The sequence below is a fragment of the Variovorax cryoconiti genome (genome assembly GCF_051216395.1).
Lineage (GTDB): Bacteria > Pseudomonadota > Gammaproteobacteria > Burkholderiales > Burkholderiaceae_C > Variovorax.
In genome coordinates this window covers 108,928-129,658 of sequence record NZ_JBPJZI010000006.1, presented here as the reverse complement: position 1 = coordinate 129,658, position 20,731 = coordinate 108,928, and the positions used below count along the sequence as shown (strand labels likewise).

The 20,731-nt window shown below is 69.8% G+C and carries 23 protein-coding genes; 8 read left to right on the top strand and 15 right to left on the bottom strand.

Annotated features, from left to right (window positions below; all coding sequences use genetic code 11):
- Window positions 1-36 precede the first annotated feature (36 nt).
- Window positions 37-1,821 (top strand): lipid A export permease/ATP-binding protein MsbA, encoded by a 1,785-nt coding sequence (gene msbA, locus ACSFA2_RS16415; protein ID WP_435456380.1) that lies wholly within the window; start codon window positions 37-39, stop codon window positions 1,819-1,821.
- A gap of 116 nt (window positions 1,822-1,937) precedes the next feature.
- On the opposite strand, the gene rng is transcribed toward msbA, so the two are convergent.
- Genes rng through ACSFA2_RS16375 form a run of 8 tightly spaced genes read right to left on the bottom strand, consistent with a single transcriptional unit; the run spans window position 1,938 to window position 8,765 of the window.
- Entirely contained in the window at window positions 1,938-3,464 is a 1,527-nt protein-coding gene (rng, locus tag ACSFA2_RS16410; protein WP_435456379.1) for a ribonuclease G, read from the bottom strand.
- A 15-nt stretch (window positions 3,465-3,479) separates the two neighbouring features.
- Window positions 3,480-4,085: a Maf family protein gene (locus ACSFA2_RS16405; RefSeq protein WP_435456378.1), complete on the bottom strand. Its 606-nt coding sequence runs from the start codon at window positions 4,083-4,085 to the stop codon at window positions 3,480-3,482.
- A complete protein-coding gene (gene rlmH, locus ACSFA2_RS16400; protein WP_435456377.1) occupies window positions 4,082-4,549 on the bottom strand; it encodes a 23S rRNA (pseudouridine(1915)-N(3))-methyltransferase RlmH in 468 nt (155 codons plus the stop codon). Before rlmH ends, ACSFA2_RS16405 begins: the two co-directional genes overlap by 4 nt.
- The gene (gene rsfS, locus ACSFA2_RS16395; RefSeq protein ID WP_435456376.1) at window positions 4,546-5,220 is read right to left on the bottom strand and encodes a ribosome silencing factor; all 675 of its coding nucleotides are present in this window, start codon (window positions 5,218-5,220) and stop codon (window positions 4,546-4,548) included. The genes rlmH and rsfS overlap by 4 nt, the downstream gene beginning before the upstream one ends.
- Window positions 5,220-5,849 (bottom strand): nicotinate (nicotinamide) nucleotide adenylyltransferase, encoded by a 630-nt coding sequence (nadD, locus tag ACSFA2_RS16390; RefSeq protein WP_435456375.1) that lies wholly within the window; start codon window positions 5,847-5,849, stop codon window positions 5,220-5,222. The genes rsfS and nadD overlap by 1 nt, the downstream gene beginning before the upstream one ends.
- The gene (gene hemF / locus ACSFA2_RS16385; protein WP_435456541.1) at window positions 5,840-6,757 is read right to left on the bottom strand and encodes an oxygen-dependent coproporphyrinogen oxidase; all 918 of its coding nucleotides are present in this window, start codon (window positions 6,755-6,757) and stop codon (window positions 5,840-5,842) included. Before hemF ends, nadD begins: the two co-directional genes overlap by 10 nt.
- On the bottom strand, window positions 6,754-8,043 hold the full coding sequence (gene purD / locus ACSFA2_RS16380) for a phosphoribosylamine--glycine ligase (protein ID WP_435456374.1): 1,290 nt from the start codon (window positions 8,041-8,043) through the stop codon (window positions 6,754-6,756). Before purD ends, hemF begins: the two co-directional genes overlap by 4 nt.
- A complete protein-coding gene (locus ACSFA2_RS16375) occupies window positions 8,040-8,765 on the bottom strand; it encodes a YebC/PmpR family DNA-binding transcriptional regulator (RefSeq protein WP_435456373.1) in 726 nt (241 codons plus the stop codon). Before ACSFA2_RS16375 ends, purD begins: the two co-directional genes overlap by 4 nt.
- Before the next feature lie 117 nt (window positions 8,766-8,882).
- On the opposite strand from ACSFA2_RS16375, the gene ACSFA2_RS16370 reads away from it, so the two are divergent.
- From ACSFA2_RS16370 to ACSFA2_RS16340, 7 genes are read left to right on the top strand one after another with little or no spacing between them, the layout of a single operon-like run.
- Window positions 8,883-9,653 (top strand): class I SAM-dependent methyltransferase, encoded by a 771-nt coding sequence (locus ACSFA2_RS16370; protein WP_435456372.1) that lies wholly within the window; start codon window positions 8,883-8,885, stop codon window positions 9,651-9,653.
- A 57-nt stretch (window positions 9,654-9,710) separates the two neighbouring features.
- Window positions 9,711-10,742: a chorismate transformation FkbO/Hyg5 family protein gene (locus ACSFA2_RS16365; RefSeq protein ID WP_435456371.1), complete on the top strand. Its 1,032-nt coding sequence runs from the start codon at window positions 9,711-9,713 to the stop codon at window positions 10,740-10,742.
- A 16-nt stretch (window positions 10,743-10,758) separates the two neighbouring features.
- Complete coding sequence (locus tag ACSFA2_RS16360) at window positions 10,759-11,556, top strand: lysophospholipid acyltransferase family protein (protein WP_435456370.1); 798 nt, start codon at window positions 10,759-10,761, stop codon at window positions 11,554-11,556.
- Complete coding sequence (locus tag ACSFA2_RS16355) at window positions 11,523-12,299, top strand: glycosyltransferase family 2 protein (protein ID WP_435456369.1); 777 nt, start codon at window positions 11,523-11,525, stop codon at window positions 12,297-12,299. The genes ACSFA2_RS16360 and ACSFA2_RS16355 overlap by 34 nt, the downstream gene beginning before the upstream one ends.
- Window positions 12,296-13,000, top strand: coding sequence for a phosphatase PAP2 family protein (locus ACSFA2_RS16350; RefSeq protein WP_435456368.1), 705 nt, complete (start codon window positions 12,296-12,298; stop codon window positions 12,998-13,000). The genes ACSFA2_RS16355 and ACSFA2_RS16350 overlap by 4 nt, the downstream gene beginning before the upstream one ends.
- Entirely contained in the window at window positions 12,997-13,236 is a 240-nt protein-coding gene (locus ACSFA2_RS16345) for an acyl carrier protein (RefSeq protein ID WP_435456367.1), read from the top strand. The genes ACSFA2_RS16350 and ACSFA2_RS16345 overlap by 4 nt, the downstream gene beginning before the upstream one ends.
- Window positions 13,237-13,250: 14 nt before the next feature.
- On the top strand, window positions 13,251-14,456 hold the full coding sequence (locus ACSFA2_RS16340) for a beta-ketoacyl-[acyl-carrier-protein] synthase family protein (RefSeq protein ID WP_435456366.1): 1,206 nt from the start codon (window positions 13,251-13,253) through the stop codon (window positions 14,454-14,456).
- 13 nt (window positions 14,457-14,469) lie between these two features.
- Here the strand turns inward: ACSFA2_RS16340 and ACSFA2_RS16335 are convergent, their stop codons facing one another.
- The 7 genes from ACSFA2_RS16335 to ACSFA2_RS16305 form a co-directional block, all read right to left on the bottom strand.
- Window positions 14,470-15,978 (bottom strand): carotenoid oxygenase family protein, encoded by a 1,509-nt coding sequence (locus tag ACSFA2_RS16335; RefSeq protein ID WP_435456365.1) that lies wholly within the window; start codon window positions 15,976-15,978, stop codon window positions 14,470-14,472.
- A gap of 13 nt (window positions 15,979-15,991) precedes the next feature.
- The gene (locus ACSFA2_RS16330; RefSeq protein ID WP_435456364.1) at window positions 15,992-16,423 is read right to left on the bottom strand and encodes a DUF2141 domain-containing protein; all 432 of its coding nucleotides are present in this window, start codon (window positions 16,421-16,423) and stop codon (window positions 15,992-15,994) included.
- Between the two features lie 125 nt (window positions 16,424-16,548).
- A complete protein-coding gene (chrA, locus tag ACSFA2_RS16325; RefSeq protein WP_435456363.1) occupies window positions 16,549-17,883 on the bottom strand; it encodes a chromate efflux transporter in 1,335 nt (444 codons plus the stop codon).
- Window positions 17,884-17,930: 47 nt separating this feature from the next.
- Complete coding sequence (gene fabG / locus ACSFA2_RS16320) at window positions 17,931-18,662, bottom strand: 3-oxoacyl-ACP reductase FabG (RefSeq protein ID WP_435456540.1); 732 nt, start codon at window positions 18,660-18,662, stop codon at window positions 17,931-17,933.
- 5 nt (window positions 18,663-18,667) lie between these two features.
- Window positions 18,668-19,144, bottom strand: a complete 477-nt coding sequence (locus tag ACSFA2_RS16315; RefSeq protein WP_435456362.1) for a hotdog family protein — start codon at window positions 19,142-19,144, stop codon at window positions 18,668-18,670.
- Complete coding sequence (locus tag ACSFA2_RS16310; RefSeq protein ID WP_435456361.1) at window positions 19,141-19,890, bottom strand: class I SAM-dependent methyltransferase; 750 nt, start codon at window positions 19,888-19,890, stop codon at window positions 19,141-19,143. Before ACSFA2_RS16310 ends, ACSFA2_RS16315 begins: the two co-directional genes overlap by 4 nt.
- Window positions 19,887-20,693, bottom strand: a complete 807-nt coding sequence (locus ACSFA2_RS16305) for a polysaccharide deacetylase family protein (protein ID WP_435456360.1) — start codon at window positions 20,691-20,693, stop codon at window positions 19,887-19,889. Before ACSFA2_RS16305 ends, ACSFA2_RS16310 begins: the two co-directional genes overlap by 4 nt.
- Window positions 20,694-20,731 lie beyond the last annotated feature (38 nt).

The following is a 20,731-nucleotide window of genomic DNA, read 5'->3' as shown; positions in this document are numbered from 1 at the left end:
ACACCCACCCGATACCCGCCCGTAGAATCCGCCGCCATGCAGCCTTCCCCCTCCGGCGATATCGCGCGGCCCCCCTTGACGCGCCGCCTCGCCCGACTGATGTCCTGGTTCGGTGGCTCGCTGCGGTGGTGGTCGCTGGCCATCGGCGCGGCCTTGGTCGCCGCTCTCACCGAACCCCTGATGCCGGCGCTGTTGAAGCCCCTGCTCGACCGGGGATTCACCCGCGGGCAACTCGCGCTGTGGATGGTGCCGGCCGCCATCATCCTGCTGTTCGCGGTGCGCGGGCTGGCGCAGTTCGTCTCGCAGTACGCGCTCGCGCGCATCGCCAACGAGGGCATGCAGCGCCTGCGGCGCGTGCTCTTCCAGCGCCTGCTCGCAGCCGAGCTCACCCTGTTCTCGCGGCAGTCAGCCAGCACCTTGTCGAACACCATCGTCTACGAGGTGCAGACCGGCTCCATGCTGCTGGTGCAGGCCTTGCTCGGGCTCACGCGCGACGGCTTCACGCTGGTCGCCCTGCTCTTCTACCTCGTCTACCTCAACTGGAAGCTCACGCTCATCGTCGGCGTGCTGGTGCCCGGCGTGGCGTGGATCATGAAGGTGCTCTCCAAGCGGCTCTACCACCTCACGCGCCTGGGCCAGACCGCCACGGATGACCTGGCCTACGTGGTCGAAGAGAACGTGCTGGCGCACCGCATGGTGCGGCTGCACGGCGCGGAGGCCGGCCAGACGGATCGCTTCGACCGGCTCAGCCAGACCCTCAACCGCCTCGCCGTGAAGTCGACCATCGCCTCTGCCGCGATGACACCGCTGACCCAGCTGCTGGCCGCCGTCGCGCTGTCGGTGGTCGTGATGATCGCGCTGTGGCAGAGCAGCGAACAAGGCCTGACGGTCGGCAGCTTCGTGGCCTACATCACGGCGATGCTCATGCTGATCGCGCCGATCCGCCGGCTCGCCGACATGGCCAACCCGATCACCCGCGGGCTGGCCGCGCTGGAGCGCGGCGTGGCGCTGATCGACGACGTGGCGTCGGAGGCGCAAGGCGGCTTCTCGCTGCCGCGCGCCGAAGGCCGCATCGAACTGCGCGAGGTCGAGGTGCGCTACCGCGGCGAGGACGAGGCGCCGGCGCTGGACCGTGTCAGCCTCTCGATCGCACCGGGCGAGGTGGTCGCCTTCGTCGGACCCTCGGGCTCGGGCAAGACCACGCTGGTCAACCTGCTGCCGCGCTTCGTGCTGCCCACCGCGGGCCAGGTGTCGGTCGACGGCCACGAGGTCGGCAGCTGGCAACTGGCCAGCCTGCGCAGCCAGTTCGCGATGGTCAGCCAGGACGTGGTGATGCTCAACGACACGCTCGCCGCCAACGTGGCGCTCGGTGCCGACATCGATCGCGATCGCGTGCAGGCCTGCGTGGCCGCGGCCAACCTGTCGGAGCATGTGAAGGGTCTGCCGCAAGGCTTCGACACGGTGCTCGGCCACAACGCGACGCAGTTGTCGGGTGGCCAGCGGCAGCGGTTGGCCATTGCGCGCGCTCTCTACAAGGACGCGCCGGTGCTGTTGCTCGACGAGGCCACCTCCGCACTCGACACCGAATCGGAACGGCTGGTGCAAGACGCCCTTCAGCGCCTGATGCAAGGGCGCACCACGCTGATCGTGGCGCACCGCCTCTCGACCATCCAGCACGCGGACCGCATCGTCGTGATGGAGCGCGGTCGCATCGCGGAACAAGGCAGCCATGCGCAGCTGATGGCGCTCGATGGGCTCTATGCGCGGTTGCAGACGCGGGCTGTCAGCACTGCGGCACCTGGTCAGCCCCCTACCCTCTGATTCGGCGCCTGGCGCCATGTCTGTTCGCGAAACACCGCGGAACCGGCTTTGCCGGGCCGCTGGTGTTGCCCCTCCAGGGGAAGGCGGCTACACGAAGTGAGCCGACATCGGGGTGGTCACAGCAGGACGATATCGAACTGGCCTTGGCCCATTGCGGGCTCGGCCTGCAGCGAGATCGGCTTGCCGATGAAGTCGCTCAGCCCGGCCAGATGCTGGCTCTCTTCGTCGAGCAGCAGTTCGATCACCTGCGGTGCCGCGACGATGCGGAACTCGCGCGGCGTGAACTGGCGCGCTTCGCGCAGGATCTCGCGCATCACGTCGTAGGCCGCAGTGCGCGCGGTCTTCACGATGCCCTGCCCGCCGCAGGCCGCGCAGGGTTCGCACAGCAGGTGGGCCAGCGATTCGCGGGTGCGCTTGCGGGTCATCTCGACCAGGCCCAGCGGCGAGAACGCGCCGGCGCTGGTCTTCACGCGGTCGCGCGCGAGCTGCTTACGGAACTCGGCCAGCACCTGCGCGCGGTGGTCGTCGCGCGCCATGTCGATGAAGTCGACGATGACGATGCCGCCCAGGTTGCGCAGCCGCAGCTGGCGCGCGATGGCCTGCGCGGCTTCGAGGTTGGTCTTGAAGATGGTGTCGTCGAAGTTGCGGGCGCCGACGAAACCGCCGGTGTTCACGTCGACGGTGGTCAGCGCCTCGGTCTGGTCGACCACCAGGTAGCCGCCCGACTTGAGGTCGACACGGCGGCCCAGGGCCTTGGCGATCTCCTCGTCGATGGAATACAGGTCGAAGATCGGCCGCTCGCCCTTGTAGTGCTGCAGCTTGCCGGCGGCCTGCGGCATGAACTCGAGGCCGAACTTGAGCAGCACGTCGAACTGCTCGCGCGAATCGATGCGGATGGTCTGCGTCTCTTCGCTGGTCATGTCACGCAGCACGCGCTGCAGCAGGCTCAGGTCCTGGTGCAGCAGCGACATCGGCGGCTGCCGGGTCGACATGTCGCGGATGCGCGTCCATGTCTTGCGCAGGTAGGCAATGTCCTCGGCCAGTTCGGCGTCGGCCGAGTCTTCGCCGTTGGTGCGCAGGATGAAGCCGCCGGTGTTGGCCGGCACCGCACCGCCGCTGTCGGCGGCCGCGGCGGCATCGATCAGCGTCTGCATGCGCTTGCGCAGGCTCTCGCGCTGGTCGAGCGGGATCTTCTGCGACACGCCCACGTGGTTGTCCTGCGGCAGAAAGACCAGCAGCCGCCCGGCGATGCTGATCTGCGTCGACAGCCGCGCACCCTTGGTGCCGATCGGGTCCTTGATCACCTGGACCAGCAGCGACTGGCCTTCGAACACCTGCTTCTCGATCGGCACGATCGCACCGCCGTTGCGGTGGTCGCGGTCCGGTGCCTGCATGGTGGGGCGCGAGCCCGGCGTGAACGGCGCGACGATGTCGGCCACATGCAGGAACGCCGTGCGCTCCAGCCCGATGTCGATGAACGCCGACTGCATGCCCGGCAGCACGCGCGACACCTTGCCGAGGTACACGTTGCCGACCAGGCCGCGCTCGAGCGTGCGTTCGACGTGCAGTTCCTGCACCGCACCGTGCTCGACGAGGGCGACCCTCGTCTCTTGCGGCGACCAGTTGATCAGGATGTCCTGCATGGGTTGTTCTTTTGCCTAGAGCTTCATACCGGCCTGCCGCAGCAGCATGGCCGTCTCGAACAGGGGGAGACCCATGATGCCCGAATAGGAGCCACCGATGTGTTCGACGAAGGCCGCGGCCGTGCCCTGGATGCCGTAGGCGCCGGCTTTGCCGAGCGGCTCGCCGCTGGCGGCGTAGCGGGCGATCTGCGCGCGAGTCATCGGCGCGAAGCGCACACGCGACACGCTCAGGGCCGCGTGCCGGCGGCGGCCCTGTTGCAGGGCCACGGCGGTCAACACGCGGTGCGTCTGGCCCGCAAGCTGCGTGAGCATGCGCTCGGCGTCGCGCGCGTCCTCCGGCTTGCCGAAAATCGTGCGGCCGAAGGCCACCGTCGTGTCAGCGCAGAGGATCGGGCCAACAGGGAGTTTCAAACGGCGGTGTCTCGCGACGGCGGCATCGAGCTTGAGCCCGGTCACGCGCTGCACGTAGGCCGACGGCGACTCGCCGGGCCGCACCGCTTCGAGCGCTTCCGCGTCCTCGTCGGGCCCGGCTAGAAGCAGTTCATGACGCACGTCCAATTGCCCCAGCAACTGGGCGCGACGCGGACTCTGCGACGCCAGATAAAGAAACAGCTCGCTCATTCGCGGTGGTACGGATGGCCGGCGTTGACCGACCAGGCGCGGTAGAGCTGCTCGACCAGCAGCACGCGCGCCATGGCATGCGGCAGCGTGAGGTCGGACAGGCGGATGCGTTCGTGCGCGGCGGCCTTGAAGGCCGGGTCGAGCCCGTCGGGCCCGCCGATGACCAGCGCCACGTCGTCGCCTTCGAGTTGCCAGTTCTGCAGCCGCACGGCCAGCGCCTTGGTGGTGAGCGCGGTGCCGCGCTCGTCGAGCGCCACGATGCGCATGCCCTTGGCGATCGCGGCCTCGATGCGCTCGCGCTCGGCCGCGTAGAGCGTGTCGAGCGTCTTCGAGCCGCGCGGCTCGGTCTTGACGGCCCGCAGTTCGAGCTTGAGCTCGGGCGGGAAGCGCTTGGCGTAGTCGTCCCAGGCGGTCTGTGCCCAGTCGGGCATGCGTTGCCCGACCGCGACCACCAGCAGCTTCATTTGCTGCGCGGAGCGGCGCTCTTGCGCGCGGGCGCCTTCTTGGCGACAACCTTCTTCAGCGGCGCGCCGATCTTCTTCACCGGGATCTTCTTGGCGGGCGCTGCACCCGAGGCCGACGTCTTGCGTGACGGTGCGCGGCTGGTCTTTCGCGCCGGCTTGGCTTGCAGCTTCTCGGCCTTGGCCTCCTGCTCCGCCGCGCGGATCGCGGTCTTGGCGGCGCTCGAACGGCGCAGTGTCGGCTCCGCCTTCTTCGCGGCCGGCGCAGCATCGATCGAAGCGGCCTTGGCGCTCACCGGCTTCGCCGCGCCGAGCTTGAGCCGCACCGGCTTGTCGCCCCAGATTTCCTCGAGGTGGTAGTACTGGCGGATGGCCGGCTGCATGATGTGCGCGACCGCGGCGCCGCAGTCCACGATGATCCACTCGCCGTTGTCCTCGCCCTCGATGCGCGGCTTGGGAAAGCCCGCCTCGCGCACCGCGTCGCGCACGCTGGAAGCGAGCGCCTTGGTCTGGCGGTTCGACGTGCCCGACGCGACGATCACGCGCTCGAACAGCGGCGAGAGATGCTCGGTGTCGAAAACCTGGATGTCCTGCGCCTTGACGTCTTCGAGCCCATCGATGATGGCTCGCTGGAGTTTCTGGGTGTCTTTCTTGGCGGCGGCTTCAGTGGTCATCAGGCGGAGGCGTAGAGGTGGTGTTGGTCAATATAGCGCGCAACGGCAGGAGGAACCAGCGCAGCGATGTCCTCCCCGCGGGCAACGCGGGCACGGATGTCCGTCGCACTGGTGTCCATCGGGGGAAGTTCGAGCGTTTCGAAGCGCGCGCCGGCCGGCAGGCCGGGCAGCGTCCGCGGATCGAAGCGAGTCGCCGATCCGTCGGAGCGGGAGGATTCTAACCGCTCAGCTATGGAAACAATAGCAATGGCCAGGATCTCCTGCCAACCGTGCCAAGTCGGCAGGGCTGCCGCCTGGTCGCTGCCCATGATGAGCACCGGTTGGGCGTGGGGGAATTCGCGCGTCAGTTCGCGCAGCGTGTCGAGCGTGTAGGTCGGGCCGGCACGCTGCACTTCGCGCGGGTCGACCACCACGCGCGGAATGCCGCCGAAGGCCAGCTGAGCCATCGCCAATCGGTCGGCCGCGGGGCTGAGCGCACGCACCTTGTGCCAGGCAGCGCCGGTCGGGAAGATGCGCAGTTCGTCGAGCCGCAGCTGTGCCAATGCGGCCTCCACCAGCGCGACATGCGTGCGGTGCGGCGGGTCGAAGGCGCCGCCGAAGACACCCAGCCGCACGGGCGTCAGAGCCATTCGCGGCGCACGATGAAGTCGCTGTACAGCGCCGCCTCGGGCGTGCCCGGCGCGGGCACCTGCTGGTAGGCCCAGCTCGCCTGCGGCGGCATCGACAGCAGGATCGATTCGGTGCGCCCGCCCGACTGCAGGCCGAAATGCGTGCCGCGGTCCCACACGAGGTTGAACTCGACGTAGCGGCCGCGCCGGTACAACTGGAAGGCGCGCTCGCGCTCGCCGTATGGCGTGTCGCGCCGGCGCTCGACGATCGGCAGGTAAGCGGGCAGGAAGCCGTCGCCCACCGCGCGCAGCATCGCGAAGCTGTCGTCGAAGCCCAGTTCGGAGAAGTCGTCGAAGAAGACGCCGCCGATGCCGCGCTGCTCGTTGCGATGCTTGAGAAAGAAATACGCGTCGCACCAGGTCTTGAAGCGCGGGTACTTGTCGTCGCCGAAGGGTGCCAGGGCATCGCGGCAGGTGCGGTGGAAGTGCACCGCGTCGTCCTCGAAGCCGTAGATCGGCGTGAGGTCCATGCCGCCGCCGAACCAGCAGACCGGCACGCCGCCTTCGGGCAGCGCCGCGATCATGCGCACGTTCATGTGGACGGTCGGCACGTAGGGGTTGCGTGGGTGGAACACCAGCGACACGCCCATGGCCTCGAAGGGCGCGCCAGCCAGTTCGGGCCGGTGCTGCGTGGCCGAGGGCGGCAGCTTGGGGCCACGCACCTGCGAGAAGCCGCAGCCGGCGCGCTCGAACAAGGCGCCGCCTTCCAGGATGCCGGTGAGGCCGCTGCCCTGCAGCGTCTCGCCCGGCGCCTTGTGCCAGGCGTCGCGCACTGCCGTGCCGCCATCCGCCGCCTCGACGGCCGCCATGATGCGCCCTTGCAGGCCGCGCAGGTAGTCGCCGACGACGGCCGGATCGACCTGCATCAGCCGTTGCGCGCACTCAGCGCGCGGTAGCCGATGTCCTTGCGGTACTGCACGCCGTCGAAGCGCACCTGCGCCGCGACCTCGTAGGCGCGCTGTTGCGCCAGCTTCACGCTGTCGGCCAGCACGGTGACGCACAGCACGCGGCCGCCGCTGGTCGTGAGTTCGCCGCCGTCGAGCGTCGTGCCCGCGTGGAACACCATCGCGTCCGGCGCTTCGGCCGGGATGCCGGCGATGCGGTCGCCCTTGCGTGGCGATTCGGGATAGCCGTGCGCGGCAAGCACCACACCCAGCGCAACGCGCCGGTCCCACTGCAGCTCGACTTGGTCCAGCGTGCCGTCGGTGGCGTGCCAGAAGACCTCGAACAGGTCGGACTTGAGCCGCATCATGATCGGCTGCGTCTCGGGATCGCCCATGCGGCAGTTGAATTCGAGCGTCTTGGGCTGGCCGGCCGCGTCGATCATCAGGCCGGCGTACAGGAAGCCGGTGAACGGAATGCCGTCCTTTTCCATGCCGCGGATGGTCGGCAGGATGATCTCGCGCATCGCCTTGGCGTGCACCTCGGCCGTGACCACCGGGGCTGGCGAATAGGCGCCCATGCCGCCGGTGTTGGGGCCTTGGTCGTTGTCGAGCAGGCGCTTGTGGTCCTGGCTGGTGGCCAGGGCCGCGACGTTCTTGCCGTCGCACATGACGATGAAGCTGGCTTCTTCGCCCTGCAGGAATTCCTCGATGACCACCCGCGCGCCGCCCGCGTTGTGGGCCACGCCGAACTTGTTGTCGACCAGCATGAAGTCGATGGCGTCGTGCGCCTCCTGCACCGTCGTCGCCACGACCACGCCCTTGCCGGCGGCCAGGCCGTCGGCCTTGACGACGATCGGCGCGCCCTTGGCGTCGACATAGGCATGGGCGGCGGCCGCGTCGGTGAACGCCTCGTACTCGGCCGTCGGGATCCTGTGGCGCTTCATGAAGGCCTTGGAGAAGGCCTTGGAGCTCTCGAGCTGCGCCGCCGCCTGCGTCGGGCCGAAGATGCGCAGGCCGTGGGCGCGGAACTCGTCGACCACGCCGGCCGCCAGCGGGCCTTCGGGGCCGACCACCGTCAGCGCGATCTTTTCCTTCTGGGCCCACTCGCGCAGCGCCACCGGGTCGGTGAGGTTCACTGTCTCGAAACGCCGGTCCGTCGCCGTGCCGCCGTTGCCCGGCGCCACATACAGTTTGGAGACGCGTTCCGACTGGGCCAGCCGCCAGGCCAGGGCATGTTCGCGGCCGCCGCCGCCGATCACAAGGGTCTTCATTCGGAGATCACCGCGTTGTGGAACACGTCCTGCACGTCGTCGAGGTCCTCGATGATGTCCAGCAGCTTCTGCATCTTCGCGCCCTCCTCGCCCGACAACTCGATGGTGTTCTCGGCCCGCATCGTGACCTCGGCCATGTCCGGCGTCAGGCCGGCGGCCTCGAGCGCGTTCTTGACGGCCTCGAAGTCGGCGACCGCGGTGAGCACCTCGATGGCGCCGTCCTCGTCGGTCACCACGTCCTCGGCGCCGGCCTCGAGTGCGATCTCCATCACCTTGTCTTCGTCCGTTCCCGGCGCGAAGACGAACTGCCCGCAGTGCTTGAACTGGAAGGACACCGAGTTCTCGGTGCCCATGTTGCCGCCGTACTTGGAGAAGGCATGACGCACCTCGGCCACCGTCCGCACCCGGTTGTCGGTCATGGTGTCGACGATGATCGCCGCGCCGCCGATGCCGTAGCCCTCATAGCGGATCTCCTCGTAGCTCACGCCTTCGAGGTTGCCGGTCGCCTTGTCGATGTTGCGCTTGACCGTATCGATCGGCAAATTGACCGCTTTGGCCTTCTCGACCGCCAAGCGCAGGCGTGGATTGGTCGTCAGATCGCCGCCGCCCAGTCGTGCGGCCACGGTGATTTCACGGATTGCACGGGTCCAGAGCTTGCCGCGCTTCTCGTCCTGCCGACCCTTCCTGTGCTGAATGTTCGCCCATTTGCTGTGTCCGGCCATGGCTTTCTTCTCTCGCTGTCGTGTGTTGTCAGAGCAGCTGCGAGTTTACTGTCCGGCGCACACAACGCCCGGCCACATCGGGCCGGGTGCACGCATGCTTTTGGGGATAATCCGCCGATGACGCCAATGCCCTCGACCACCCCCGCCGACCCGGCACTGCTCCCGCCCCACGCGCCACTGCCGCTCTATTACGGGAACGAGGACGAACACCAGGCCTTCCTGCGTCGCATCTTCGACGACACCGCACCCGACTACGACCGCATCGAGCGGGTGCTGGCCTTCGGTTCCGGTCCCTGGTACCGCCGCAGCGCCCTGCAGCGCGCCGGCCTGCGCACGGGTGCCGAGGTGCTCGACGTGGGCATCGGCACCGGCCTGGTGGCACGCGAGGCGCTGCGCCTCGTCGGGCCGTCCGGCCGCCTGGTCGGCGTCGACCCGAGCGCCGGCATGATGAAGGAAATCGACCTGCCCGGCGTCGAACTGGTCCAGGGCAAGGCCGAAGCCCTGCCGCGGCCCGACGCCAGCAGCGATTTCGTCAGCATGGGCTACGCACTGCGGCACATCAGCGACGTGGCGGCTGCCTTCGGCGAATTCCACCGCGTGCTGCGCCCGGGTGGCCGGGTGCTGGTGCTCGAGATCAGCAAACCGCGCGGCCGCATCGGCACCGCCCTGCTCAAGGCCTACATGCGCGCCGTGGTGCCGCTCATCGCCCGCTTCATCGGCCAGCGCAACGACACGGCCGAGCTGTGGCGCTACTACTGGGACACGATCGAGGCCTGCATTCCGCCCGATCAGGTCATGCAGGCGCTGCGCGACGCCGGCTTCAGCGACGTGCGCCGGCATGTCGAACTGGGCGTGTTCTCCGAGTACACCGCCGTCAAGACCGCATGAATCCCGCAGCATCCGTGACCTCGGCCTCTCGGCCCGCGAGAACATCCAGGAGCCCCCATGAGCGCGCGTGAATTGCTGAAGGTCCCCCCGCTGCGCGTCGAGCGTCTCACCCTGCCGCAAGGGTTGGCCATGGCCGCCGGTGGCCGCTCGCCCTTCGGCGGCCTGGGCTACGGCACGCCCGACAACCTCGCCTGGATGCCGACGGTGAACGCCCAGGTGCTGTCCGAGGGCGGGCCGATGGCCGACGTCTGGCAGGCCAGCGGCGAGATCCGCTCCGGCACCACCGGCGTGGCGCGCTGGCGCACCGACGGCCACTGGGTGCTGGGCGCCATCGACCTCGACGAGGCCGTCGAGCAACAGGGCGTCGCCAAGCTGGCCGAGCGCGCCTATGCCGACCTGTTCCGCGCGCTGGCCGACAGCGGCTGCCCGCACCTCTTGCGCATCTGGAACTACCTGCCGCAGATCAACGGCGACGGCGGTGGGCTCGAGCGCTACCGCCAGTTCAACATGGGCCGGCAGCAGGCCTTCCTCGATGCCGGCCAGGCCGCCTTCGACGGTGCGCCGGCCGCCTGCGCGCTGGGCATCCGCCAGGGCTCGCTGTGCATCCGCTTCCTCGCCGGGCAGATCGCGCCACTGCCGGTCGAAAACCCGCGGCAGGTCTCGGCCTACCGCTACCCCGAAACGTATGGCCCGCGCTCGCCGACCTTCTCGCGCGCCGCGCTGGCCGACCTCGGCGGCGGCGACGTGGCGCTCTTCATTTCCGGCACCGCGAGCATCATCGGCCACGAAACGGTGCACCTCGGTGACGTGCGGGCGCAAACCGCGGAAACCCTGCGCAACCTGACGGCCGTCATCGACGCGGCGAACGCACGCACCAGCGCCCGCTTCACCCTCCCGAAGCTCGAAGCCGTGGTGTACGTGCGCCACGTGGCCGATGCGCCGGTGGTCCGCCAGGTGCTGGTCGACGCGCTCGGCGCCGACGCGCCCACCGTGCGCCAGGCGGTCTACCTCGAGGCCGACATCTGCCGCCAGGACCTGCTGGTCGAGATCGAGGCGCACGCCGTGGCGCCAGGGGCCATCCGCGCGTGACGAAGGCGGGCTCGCGATGAAGACGCTGCTGCGCCGGGCTCTGTCGATCGCCCTCGCGCCGCCGCTCTACGCCCTGCTGCTGGGCCTCGGCCTGGTGTCGCTCGGCTGGAACCTGATCGCGATGCTGCTGTACCCGGTGCTGCCGCCGGACACGGCCAGGCCGCTCGGCCGCCGCGTCATCGCCGGTGCCTACCGCCTGTTCTGGGCTGTCGCATCGGTCACCGGCATGATGCGCATCGACGCGCGCTGCCTCGACGCGCTGCGCGACGAACGCGGCCTCATCCTCGCAGCCAACCACCCGACCATGCTCGACGCGTTGCTGCTGGTGGCGCGGCTGCCACGCAGCGCCTGCATCATGAAGGCCGGGCTGATGAAGAACGTCTTCCTGGGCGCCGGCGCACGGCTGGCGCACTACATCCGCAACGACTCGGCCCACACCATGGTGCGGCTCGCAGTGCACGACCTGCGGCGCGGCGGCCAGCTGGTGATCTTCCCCGAAGGCACGCGCACCGTGACGCCACCACTCAACCCCTTCTGTTCCGGCGTGACGCTGATCGCCAAGCTGGCGCAGGCGCCGATCCAGACCGTCTTCATCGACACCGACTCGCCGTACCTCGGCAAGGGCTGGCCGCTGTGGCGCGTGCCGCCGCTGCCGCTGGTCTTCACGCTGCGCCTGGGCGAGCGCTTTGCGCCGTCGCCGAACAGCGCCGCCCTGCTGCTGCAGATCGAACAGTACTTTCGCCACGCCATGACACAGAGCGCCACCGAGGCGCCGACCGAATGCAAGAACCTTCGCGCACCCATCTCGTCCTGATCCCCAGCTACAACACGGGCGAACGCCTGTTCTCCACGGTGGCGGCCGCACGTGCGCAATGGAACCCCGTCTGGGTGGTGATCGACGGCAGCACCGACGGCACCGGCGAACGCCTGCAGCAGCTCGCCGCCACCGACCCCGGCCTGCGCGTGTGGCAATTGCCCGAGAACCAGGGCAAGGGCGCCGCCGTGCTGCGCGGCCTCGAGGCGGCGCGCGAAGCCGGCTTCACCCACGCGCTGGCGATGGATTCCGACGGCCAGCACCCGGCCGACCTCATTCCGGCCTTCATGCAGGCCTCGCAGGCGCGGCCCGACACCCTGGTGCTTGGCCGCCCGATCTTCGACGCCAGTGCGCCCCGGATCCGCGTGTGGGGGCGCAAGCTCTCCAACGGCTGGACCCACATCGAGACCCTCTGGGCCGGCGTCGGCGATTCGCTCTACGGCTTTCGCATCTACCCCGTGAACGCGCTGATCGAGGTGATGCGTGCCCAGCCCTGGATGCGCCGCTTCGACTTCGACACCGAAGCCGTGGTGCGGCTGGTCTGGAACGGCGTCAAGCCGATCAACGTCGACGCGCCGGTGAAATACCTCAGCGCGGCCGAAGGCGGCGTCTCGCACTTCAACTACGTGCGCGACAACCTGCTGCTGTCGTGGATGCATGCGCGCCTGATGGGCGAGTTCCTGCTGCGTCTGCCGTCGCTGTTCATGAAGCGACTGCGCGGCCTGCCGCCCTTCCAGCCTTGAAGCACCTGCAGCCCCTCTCGCCGTGGACCGCCGAGATCGGCTACCGCATGCGCAAGCTGCTGTGGCTGAAGCTGCTCGGCACCACGGTCGTGACCTCGGCCTTCTTCATCGGCTACTTCTACGTGCTGCGCAACCCGGTGTTCCCGGTGGTCGTGATGCCCGAGACAGCGCTGGACCGCTGGATCGGCTTCCAGCCGGAAGCGCTCTTCATCTACCTGAGCCTGTGGTTCTACATCGGCGTCGGACCGGGCCTGCAGCGCGGCTTTTGGGAGCTCGTGGTCTATGGTCTCTGGCTTGCCGCCTTGAGCCTCACCGGGCTCCTGCTGTTCTACCTCTGGCCGACCGCCGTGCCGCCGCTGGGCTTCGACGCGTCGGGCTACCCGGGCTTCGCGCTGCTGCAGGGCGTCGACGCGCCCGGCAACGCCTGCCCGTCGCTGCACGTGGCCACCGCGATGTTCACCGCCATCCGGATCGAGCAGGTGCTGCGCGATGCCGTCGTGCCGCGCTGGCTGCGCGTGGGCAACGCACTGTGGTTCATCGCGATCGCCTGGTCGACCCTGGCCGTCAAGCAGCACGTGGCGCTCGACGCCTTGGCCGGTGCCGCGCTCGGCATCGCCTTCGCACTGCCCTCGATGCGCTGGAGGCCCGGGGCCCAGCAGCTATCATCGACCACGACTCGAAGAGCGGAAAACACACCATGAGTTCGTTGAAGGAATTGCAGGACCTGATCCAGGAGAAATACGGCATCCCGTCGTCCGAACTGGACCCCCACGCCTCCATGCGCGAGAAGGGTCTCGACTCGCTGGCCCTGGCCGAATTCATCTTCGAGATCGAGGACAAATTCGGCATCGAAGTGCCCGACGACAACCCGAACATCGACACGCTGGCCGAGCTCGCTGTGCTGGTCGACAAGATGCGCGCCGCGAAGGTCGCCTGAAGTCCTCCCAGACGATGAGCGCCGTTGTCGTCACGGGTCTGGGCGTCGTTGCACCGCACGGCGACGACCCGCACGCCCTTTTCGCCGCACTGATGCGGGGCGAATCCGCGATTCGCGCGGTCTTTCCCGAGTTGCCCAAACCGGCCGCCGCCGCCACGGTCGACGTCGACGCCGCCCGCTGGTTCACCAAGCTGCAGCTCGCCGGCGTCGACCGGGTCAGCCAGCTCGCCGTCGCCGCGGCCGACCTGGCCTGGCGCGATGCCGCACTGGCGGCCGATGCGGTCGCCCCGGAACGCATCGGTGTCTTCGCCGGCTGCGGCATGGGCGGCGCCGCCGCGCTGGAAGCCGCCTACCGCAGCAGCAACGGACGCGTTCCGCCGCTCACCATTCCGGCCTTCATGCCGAACGCACCGGCCTCGCACGTGGCGATGCGCCAGCACGCCCAGGGTCCGGTGCTCACCTACTCCGTCGCCTGCGCCTCGTCGTCCCTGGCCATCGCCGAGGCGGCCAAGGCGGTGCGGCATGGCGAGGTCGACGTGGCCATCGCCGGCGGCAGCGAATCGCTGATCGTCCCGGGCGTGGTGCTGGCCTGGCAGGCCATGCAGACGTTGGCCCACTTCCAGCCTGGCGAGGCGGCCACCGCGGTGAAGCCCTTCGCCGCCGACCGCAGTGGCTTCGCGCTGGGCGAAGGGGCGGCCTTCCTGATCCTCGAGTCGGAAGCGCACGCGCGCCGCCGTGGCGCCACACCGCACGCCACGCTGGCCGGCTGGGGCAGCAGCTGCGACGCCACCCACCTCACCAAGCCCGACGTCGAGGGCCAGGCCCGCGCACTGCGCGCCGCCCTGCGCCAGGCCGGCCTCTCACCGCGCGACGTCGGCTACTGCAACGCGCACGGCACGGCCACGCGCATCGGCGATGCGGTCGAGCGCGATGCGCTGGCCGCCGTGTGGGGCGATGCGCTCGACGACCTGCGCGTGAGTTCGACCAAGGCGCTGCACGGCCACCTGCTCGGCGGCGCCGGCGCGCTGGAGGCGGTGATCACCGTGATGGCGCTGCGCGAGCAGCAACTGCCGCCAAATGCAAACGGCGACGCGATCGACCCCGCCTGCGCGCTGAACCTGGTGCGCGATGCCGGCACCCAGGCCTCGCAGTTGCACGCTGCCATCAGCAGCTCCTTCGCCTTCGGCGGCACGAACTCGGTCCTGCTGTTCACCCGCTGAACCGGCGGGCGGGCTAAGCCGCCACGAACGCCCCGTGCAGTCCCAGCGGCAGTGCATAGGGCAAGGTGGCCTGCGCCACCGGCCCATCGGCCAGCGCGTCGGCGGCGAAGCACGACAGCACCGTCCGCCCCTTCGCGTAGTCGAGTGCGGTGCCGAGCACCCAGCCCGGGCGCTCGCCATCGGGCACGAACACATGCTCCTCGACCAGCGCCTGCGGCCCGTAGCAAAAGCGTTGCGACGCCCCCGATTCGACATCGGTACGCGCGACCGCGCTCCACAGCGGCCGGCCATCGATCGGCTCGGCGGCATGGATCACGTGCCCGTGCCGCAGGCCGACCCGGCGCGGATCGATGCGCGGGAATTCGGCCTCCAGGGGCCACTCGACCTGTGTCGCCCGGCCCGCGCCGAGGTCCAGGCGGACCACCGTCAGCTTGGCGTGCGGGCCGTGCACGTAGCGTCCCCGCATGAGTTCGCGGGTGCTCGTGAAGAGGCTCGACGCATCGGGCGCACGCACGTAGTCGACATGGATCACCGTGCCGCCGGCGCTCTGCTCTTCCCAGGCGTTGCCGAGGTGGAACAGGAAGCCGGCCGGCAGCGCGAGCATCTGCTGGCGCTTCCAGTCCTTCTTGTCGATCACCAGCGCACGCATGCCGAGTTCGGGCCGCCACACATGCGCGTCGAGAAAGCTCGCGCCCGCCTCCTTGCGCGCGGCGTCATACACCAGGGGCGGCATCAGGAAGACGAGGTGCCTGTCGGTCACCGCGAAGTCGTGAATCATCGGCAGGTTGCTCACGGACCGCGCGTCGGCGCGGCGCAGTGCGCCGTCGGGCGCGATCTCGTAGAGGACCAGCAGGCCGTTGCTCGCGCTGACGCCGAAGTTCCAGACCGTTCCGTCCGGATCGATCTTCGGATGGGCGGAGAACGGCACGCCGGCCAGATCGGCCCGCCAGGTCTTCAGCCCACGCGTGGCCAGCGTCTGGGGGTCGAGCCGCGTGGCAGACCCGCCTTCCCACAGCGCGAGGAGGTCGCCGCCGATCGGCAGCATGCTGATGTTGGCGACGTTCATGTCGTCGGGCGAAGTCAGAGGCGTGCTGCCCGCGAACGCCGTGCCGAAACCCTCGATCAGGCGGTGGCCGGCGCGCGCTTCGCGCAATCGCTTGGCGGTCGCGACATAGCGGCCCTGGTGGCGGACCTCGCGGCCCTCGATCACGAAGCGGTGCGCCATGCCGTCGCCGTCGAACCAGTGGTGGTAGCGCTGGCCACCGACCTCGTGGCCGGCGGGGCCGGCGCGGTAGAGCGTGCCGATGACCGCGTCGGGAAAGCGCCCGCGCACCGTGGCGGCCGTCAGTGGCAGATCGCCGGGCACCGCCGCAAAGCCCGACTTCCAGGGCGCGGTCGACGCCCCGAACGCAGCCTTCCAGCCGTCGGGGGCGTCGGTGATGCCGGCGTGGGCAGCCAGCGGCAGAAGGAAAGGCGCGCTGCCAGCCGCAGCCAGCCGACGAAGAAGTTCCCGGCGGTCCATGGTGCGAGGCTCCTCAGTGGAGACGAAGAGCGATGCTGCTGTCGGCGGCCTCGAGTGGCACGGCGGCCGCGTCGAAGGCGGGCGGACCCATGCGGCCCCTGGCATCGTTCGAGAAGCCGTAGCGTTCGATCGGCACCCCGACCAGGTTCGCATCGAGCTTGCCGTTGCCGTTTTCGTCGGCGAAGGACTTGAGCACATAGCGTCCGAGTGGCAGGCCGACAAACACCAGCTGCGCCTTGCCGTCGCGCATCGGCAGGGTCTGCGCGGCCAGCGCCTTGTCCGCCGTCAGCGCATCGGCCGAGTCGAACAGCGCCACATAGAGCGTGGCCGGAACCGCCGGCCCGTCGCTCACCGCGACACGGAGATCGGCCGCGCTTGCGGCCAGGGGAATGGCGATCATCGCCCCGATGGCGGCAAGGAAAGACAGGGTGCGAAAGGGCTGCATGTCGAGACTCCGTCGAAAGTGGAGCCCTGACGATCGCGCGTCATGCGCGCCCTCGCCAGCACGATGCGACGAAACGCGCCGGCCGGTCGCGAAACGTCCGAAAGACGGCGTTTCGGTGAACAGCCCTAGCGCAGCGCCGGCAGCAGCCAGGTCCACACCAACCCTGCGGCAGCACACACACCGAGCAGTGGCAGCACGCCGACCTTGAAGCGGAACAGCGCCACGGCGGCAGCGATCGCGATCACGGCAGAGGCGCCATCGAAACGACCGCCGAAGCCCTGCGGCCACAGCACGTGGTACGCGAAGAAGAGCGCGAGGTTGAGGATGACCCCGACCACGGCCGCCGTGATGGCCGACAGCGGCGCGGTGAAGCCCAGCCGACCGTGCGTCGCCTCGATCACCGGTCCACCGGCGAGGATGAACACGAAGGACGGCAGGAAGGTGAAGAAGGTGACGACCGATGCCGCCAGGGCCGCGCCCGCAAACACCGCGTCGGGGCCGAGCATTGGATGCAGCCAGCCGCCGACAAATCCGACGAAGGCCACCACCATGATCAACGGGCCCGGCGTGGTCTCGCCCAGCGCCAGCCCGTCGATCATCTGCGCGCCGGACAGCCAGTGGTGCTGCTCGACGGCGCCCTGGTAAACATAGGGCAGCACCGCGTAGGCGCCGCCGAAGGTCAGCAGCGCGGCCTTGGTGAAGAACCAGCCCATCTGCGTCAGCGTGCCCTGCAGACCCTGGGTGGCGACCAGGGCTGCCATGGCCAGCGCCCACAGCCCCAGCCCGACGCCCAGGACCTGCGCCAGTCGCACACGCGAGAAGCGCGCATGCGGCGGCGTCGGCGTGTCGTCGTCGATCAGCGCCGGTCCGTGGCCCGACGCGGCGTGGCCTGGCGCCCCGCCGATCGTGAACACGGCGGGCGCACGGCGCGCGCCGAAGTGCCCGACGAGCGCCGCGGCGACGACGATCGCCGGGAATGGCGTGTCGAAGGCAAAGATCGCCAGGAACGACGCCGCCGCGATGCCCCACATCCAGCGGTTGCGCAGCGCCCGCGCGCCGATGCGGTGCGCCGCGTGCAGCACGATGGCCGTGACGGCCGGCTTGATGCCGTAGAAGATGCCCGCCACCACCGGCACATGGCCGAAGCGCAGGTAGACCCATGAGAGGCCGATCAGGATGAACAGCGACGGCAGCACGAACAGCAGGCCCGCCACGAGGCCGCCCCGCGTCCGGTGCAGCAGCCAGCCGATGTAGGTCGCGAGCTGCTGCGCTTCGGGGCCCGGCAGCAGCATGCAGTAGTTGAGCGCATGCAGAAAGCGCTTCTCACTGATCCAGCGCCGGCGCTCGACCAGCTCGGTGTGCATGACCGCGATCTGCCCGGCTGGGCCGCCGAAGCTGACGAAGCCCAGCTTGAGCCAGAAGCGGAAGGCCTCCCAGAAGCTCACGGCGACTGGTGCCACCGATGGGGCCGCGCCACGCCGCGTCTCATCGAGCGGCGCGCCGGCCACTAGATCATCCCGCCGTTGATCGAGATGACCTGCCCCGTGATGTACGCCGCGTCGGAGCTGGCCAGGAAGCCGGCCAGCGCGGCCACTTCGTCGGGCGTGCCGGCGCGCTTGACCGGCACCATCTGCTGGATGATCGCCGGGTCGAACACGGCGTCGGCCATCGGCGACGCGATGATGCCGGGCGCGATGGCGTTGACCGTCACGCCGCGCGCCGCCACTTCGAGCGACAGCGCCTTGGTCGCGCTGTTGAGCGCACCCTTGGCCGCGGCGTAGTTGACCTGGCCGCGGTTGCCGGTGAGCGAGGCCACCGACGAGATGTTCAGGATGCGGCCCCAGCGGGTGCGCAGCATCGGCAGCAGCAGCGGCTGCGTGACGCGGAAGAAGCCGTTGAGCGACACGTCGATCACCTTGTGCCACTGCTCGGGCCGCATGCCCGGCAGCACCGCGTCGTCGTGCACGCCCGCGTTGTTCACCAGGATCTGCACCGGCCCGCCGACCAGCATCGCGGCGCAACCGGCGGCCGTCGCCTCGTCGCTGCGCAGGTCGAAGACGTGGCATTCGGCCGTGCCGCCCGCGGCGGTGATGGTGGCGGCCAGTTCCTCGACCGCCTGCGGGCGCGAGCTGGCGTGCAGCAGCACGGTGGCGCCGTCGCGCGCCAGGCGCTGGGCGATGGCCGCGCCGAGGGCGCCGCTGGCGCCGGTGATGAGGGCTCGTTTTCCGGACAGGGACATGGCGGTCATTTCGTCGAGGGAGGGGTGGCAGGCGGCAGCGGGGTATTGAGCACGACGACCGCGCGGCCTTCGGCCAGTGCGCGACCGCCGGCGTCCTTCACCGCGAATTCATACAGCACCTGGCTGGCATCGCCCGACAGGCGCTTGGCATGCACCTGCAGCGCGCCCGGTACATCGTCGAAGCGGTCGACCGAGAACCGCACGTTGCGCGCGCTCGCCAGGAAGCCGGCCGAAGGCTCGGCATCGTCCGGCGCGAGCACGCCGCCGTGCAGCGCCATGGCCTGTGCCGCATATTCGATGAGGTTCGGCGCCATCAGCCCGCTCGCGGTGCGCAACGGGTTGTCGGGCAGCGCATGGCTGGCCGTGCTGCAATGGATCGCTTCGGCGTCCCACGCCTCCAGCCGGTCGAGCAGGCACATGCTGCCGCTGTGGGGAATGCGGCGGGCGATGCCCGCGCGGTCGAGGGTCTGGGGGGTGGTCATGCGGGGGCAGTTTCGAGGTCGGCGACCAGCAGCACGTTGGCGAAGGGCGTGCCCTGGCTCATGGGAATGTTCTGCACCGTGAAGCCCAGGCGCTGCAGCAGCGCGGTCCATTCGGCCAGCGTGCGACCCCAGGTGGGCGACACGCGGTGGCCGCGCATGCGCGTCACCGTGTGGTCGACCCATTGGCTGATCGCGAAGCCGCGCGTGCTGGCCGCATCGCCGACGCGCAGCAGCAGCCGCCCGCCGGGTGCGAGCGCGTCGCGCACGCGCTGCAGCACGCCTTCCTGTGCCTGGAGGTCGACATAGTGCAGCACGTCGAGGATCACGACCAGGTCGCAGGCCGGCAGCGGCGCGCTGCACATGTCGGCGCAGAGGATGCGTGGCGGAGGTGTGAGATGGCCAAGGGCGGCCTGCGCACGGGCCACGTCCTTGGGCATCAGCTCGATGCCCGTGTAGTCGATGCGCGGCGGCGTGGCGGGCCAGGCGCTCGGCCACTGGCCCTGCACCTGCATCGACGCGGCCACCGACAGCAGGCTGGCCGTGAGGCTCTGGCCGCTGCCGATGTCGAGCACGCGCCCGTGCCGCGCGCCGATGAGCTTGCGCTCCAGCATGCCGCGGAAGGCCGGATCGCGCCCCAGCTTGCCGCGGGCGAAGTGCCAGCCGAAGCGGCCGGACTGTCGGTAAGGCGCGGTGGCCTCTTCGTGCAGGCGACGCCAGGCCGCATCGGTCGACAAGGTACTGCTCATGTGTCTTTCAGTGCTTCGGGCAGCGTCACGGCGCGCAAGCGGTCGGCCTTCAGCCGTGCCAGCAGCGGCGGCAGCACCTCCAGCACGACCGGGCGCCCGCCCGCGGTGCGGGCGGCGTTGCCGTCGTGTAGCAGCAGGATGTCGCCGGCCGCCAGCCCGCGCACCAGGCGCTCCAGCACCCTGGCCGGGTCGCGCTCGCGCGTGTCGAAGCCGCGCCGCGTCCAGCTCACCAGCGACAGGCCCAGCCGCCGCAGCACCGGCGCGAGAAAGGGGTTGCGCAGGCCGGCCGGCGCGCGAAAGCAGGTCGGGCGTTCGCCGGTCGCCTGCGTGAGCAGGTCCTGCGCACGCGAGATTTCGGCGGCGTAGCCGCGCGGCCCGAGCAAGGAAAAGTCGTGCCGATGCCGCGCCGTGTGGTTCTGGATGCTGTGGCCGCGCGCGACGATCTCGCGGGCCAGCGCGGGGTGCGCCGCGACACGGTCGGCGATGCAGAAGAAGGTGGCGCGCTGGCCGTAGGCCTCGAGCACGTCGAGCACCTGCGGCGTGACGACCGGGTCGGGTCCGTCGTCGATCGTCAGTGCGACTTCGCGCCGCACCACGGCCGCCGCGGGCAGCCGCGTGACGTTCGGCCCCAGCAGGCGGCTGCGCGGCGTGAGTCCGGCGCCGGTGATGAGCGCATGGTTGAGCACCACCGCACCGATCGCCCAGGGCATGGCGCCAGGCACCCACACGGCCGCCGCCAGCGCGCCGACGTGCAGCAGCGCGCTCGCCGGGAAGATCAGCGGCATCGAGGCGACGGAAGACATCGGAGAGACGGTGGCGGACGACATGGCGCGCCTTTGTA

Bases quoted from the DNA above. Each gene is read 5' to 3' on its own strand.
- msbA (WP_435456380.1), top strand. From the start codon at position 37: ATGCAGCCTTCCCCCTCCGGCGATATCGCGCGGCCCCCCTTGACGCGC.
- rng (WP_435456379.1), bottom strand. From the start codon at position 3,464: ATGCAGGACATCCTGATCAACTGGTCGCCGCAAGAGACGAGGGTCGCC.
- ACSFA2_RS16405 (WP_435456378.1), bottom strand. From the start codon at position 4,085: ATGAGCGAGCTGTTTCTTTATCTGGCGTCGCAGAGTCCGCGTCGCGCC.
- rlmH (WP_435456377.1), bottom strand. From the start codon at position 4,549: ATGAAGCTGCTGGTGGTCGCGGTCGGGCAACGCATGCCCGACTGGGCA.
- rsfS (WP_435456376.1), bottom strand. From the start codon at position 5,220: ATGACCACTGAAGCCGCCGCCAAGAAAGACACCCAGAAACTCCAGCGA.
- nadD (WP_435456375.1), bottom strand. From the start codon at position 5,849: ATGGCTCTGACGCCCGTGCGGCTGGGTGTCTTCGGCGGCGCCTTCGAC.
- purD (WP_435456374.1), bottom strand. From the start codon at position 8,043: ATGAAGACCCTTGTGATCGGCGGCGGCGGCCGCGAACATGCCCTGGCC.
- ACSFA2_RS16375 (WP_435456373.1), bottom strand. From the start codon at position 8,765: ATGGCCGGACACAGCAAATGGGCGAACATTCAGCACAGGAAGGGTCGG.
- ACSFA2_RS16370 (WP_435456372.1), top strand. From the start codon at position 8,883: ATGACGCCAATGCCCTCGACCACCCCCGCCGACCCGGCACTGCTCCCG.
- ACSFA2_RS16365 (WP_435456371.1), top strand. From the start codon at position 9,711: ATGAGCGCGCGTGAATTGCTGAAGGTCCCCCCGCTGCGCGTCGAGCGT.
- ACSFA2_RS16360 (WP_435456370.1), top strand. From the start codon at position 10,759: ATGAAGACGCTGCTGCGCCGGGCTCTGTCGATCGCCCTCGCGCCGCCG.
- ACSFA2_RS16355 (WP_435456369.1), top strand. From the start codon at position 11,523: ATGCAAGAACCTTCGCGCACCCATCTCGTCCTGATCCCCAGCTACAAC.
- ACSFA2_RS16345 (WP_435456367.1), top strand. From the start codon at position 12,997: ATGAGTTCGTTGAAGGAATTGCAGGACCTGATCCAGGAGAAATACGGC.
- ACSFA2_RS16340 (WP_435456366.1), top strand. From the start codon at position 13,251: ATGAGCGCCGTTGTCGTCACGGGTCTGGGCGTCGTTGCACCGCACGGC.
- ACSFA2_RS16335 (WP_435456365.1), bottom strand. From the start codon at position 15,978: ATGGACCGCCGGGAACTTCTTCGTCGGCTGGCTGCGGCTGGCAGCGCG.
- ACSFA2_RS16330 (WP_435456364.1), bottom strand. From the start codon at position 16,423: ATGCAGCCCTTTCGCACCCTGTCTTTCCTTGCCGCCATCGGGGCGATG.
- fabG (WP_435456540.1), bottom strand. From the start codon at position 18,662: ATGTCCCTGTCCGGAAAACGAGCCCTCATCACCGGCGCCAGCGGCGCC.
- ACSFA2_RS16315 (WP_435456362.1), bottom strand. From the start codon at position 19,144: ATGACCACCCCCCAGACCCTCGACCGCGCGGGCATCGCCCGCCGCATT.
- ACSFA2_RS16310 (WP_435456361.1), bottom strand. From the start codon at position 19,890: ATGAGCAGTACCTTGTCGACCGATGCGGCCTGGCGTCGCCTGCACGAA.
- ACSFA2_RS16305 (WP_435456360.1), bottom strand. From the start codon at position 20,693: ATGTCTTCCGTCGCCTCGATGCCGCTGATCTTCCCGGCGAGCGCGCTG.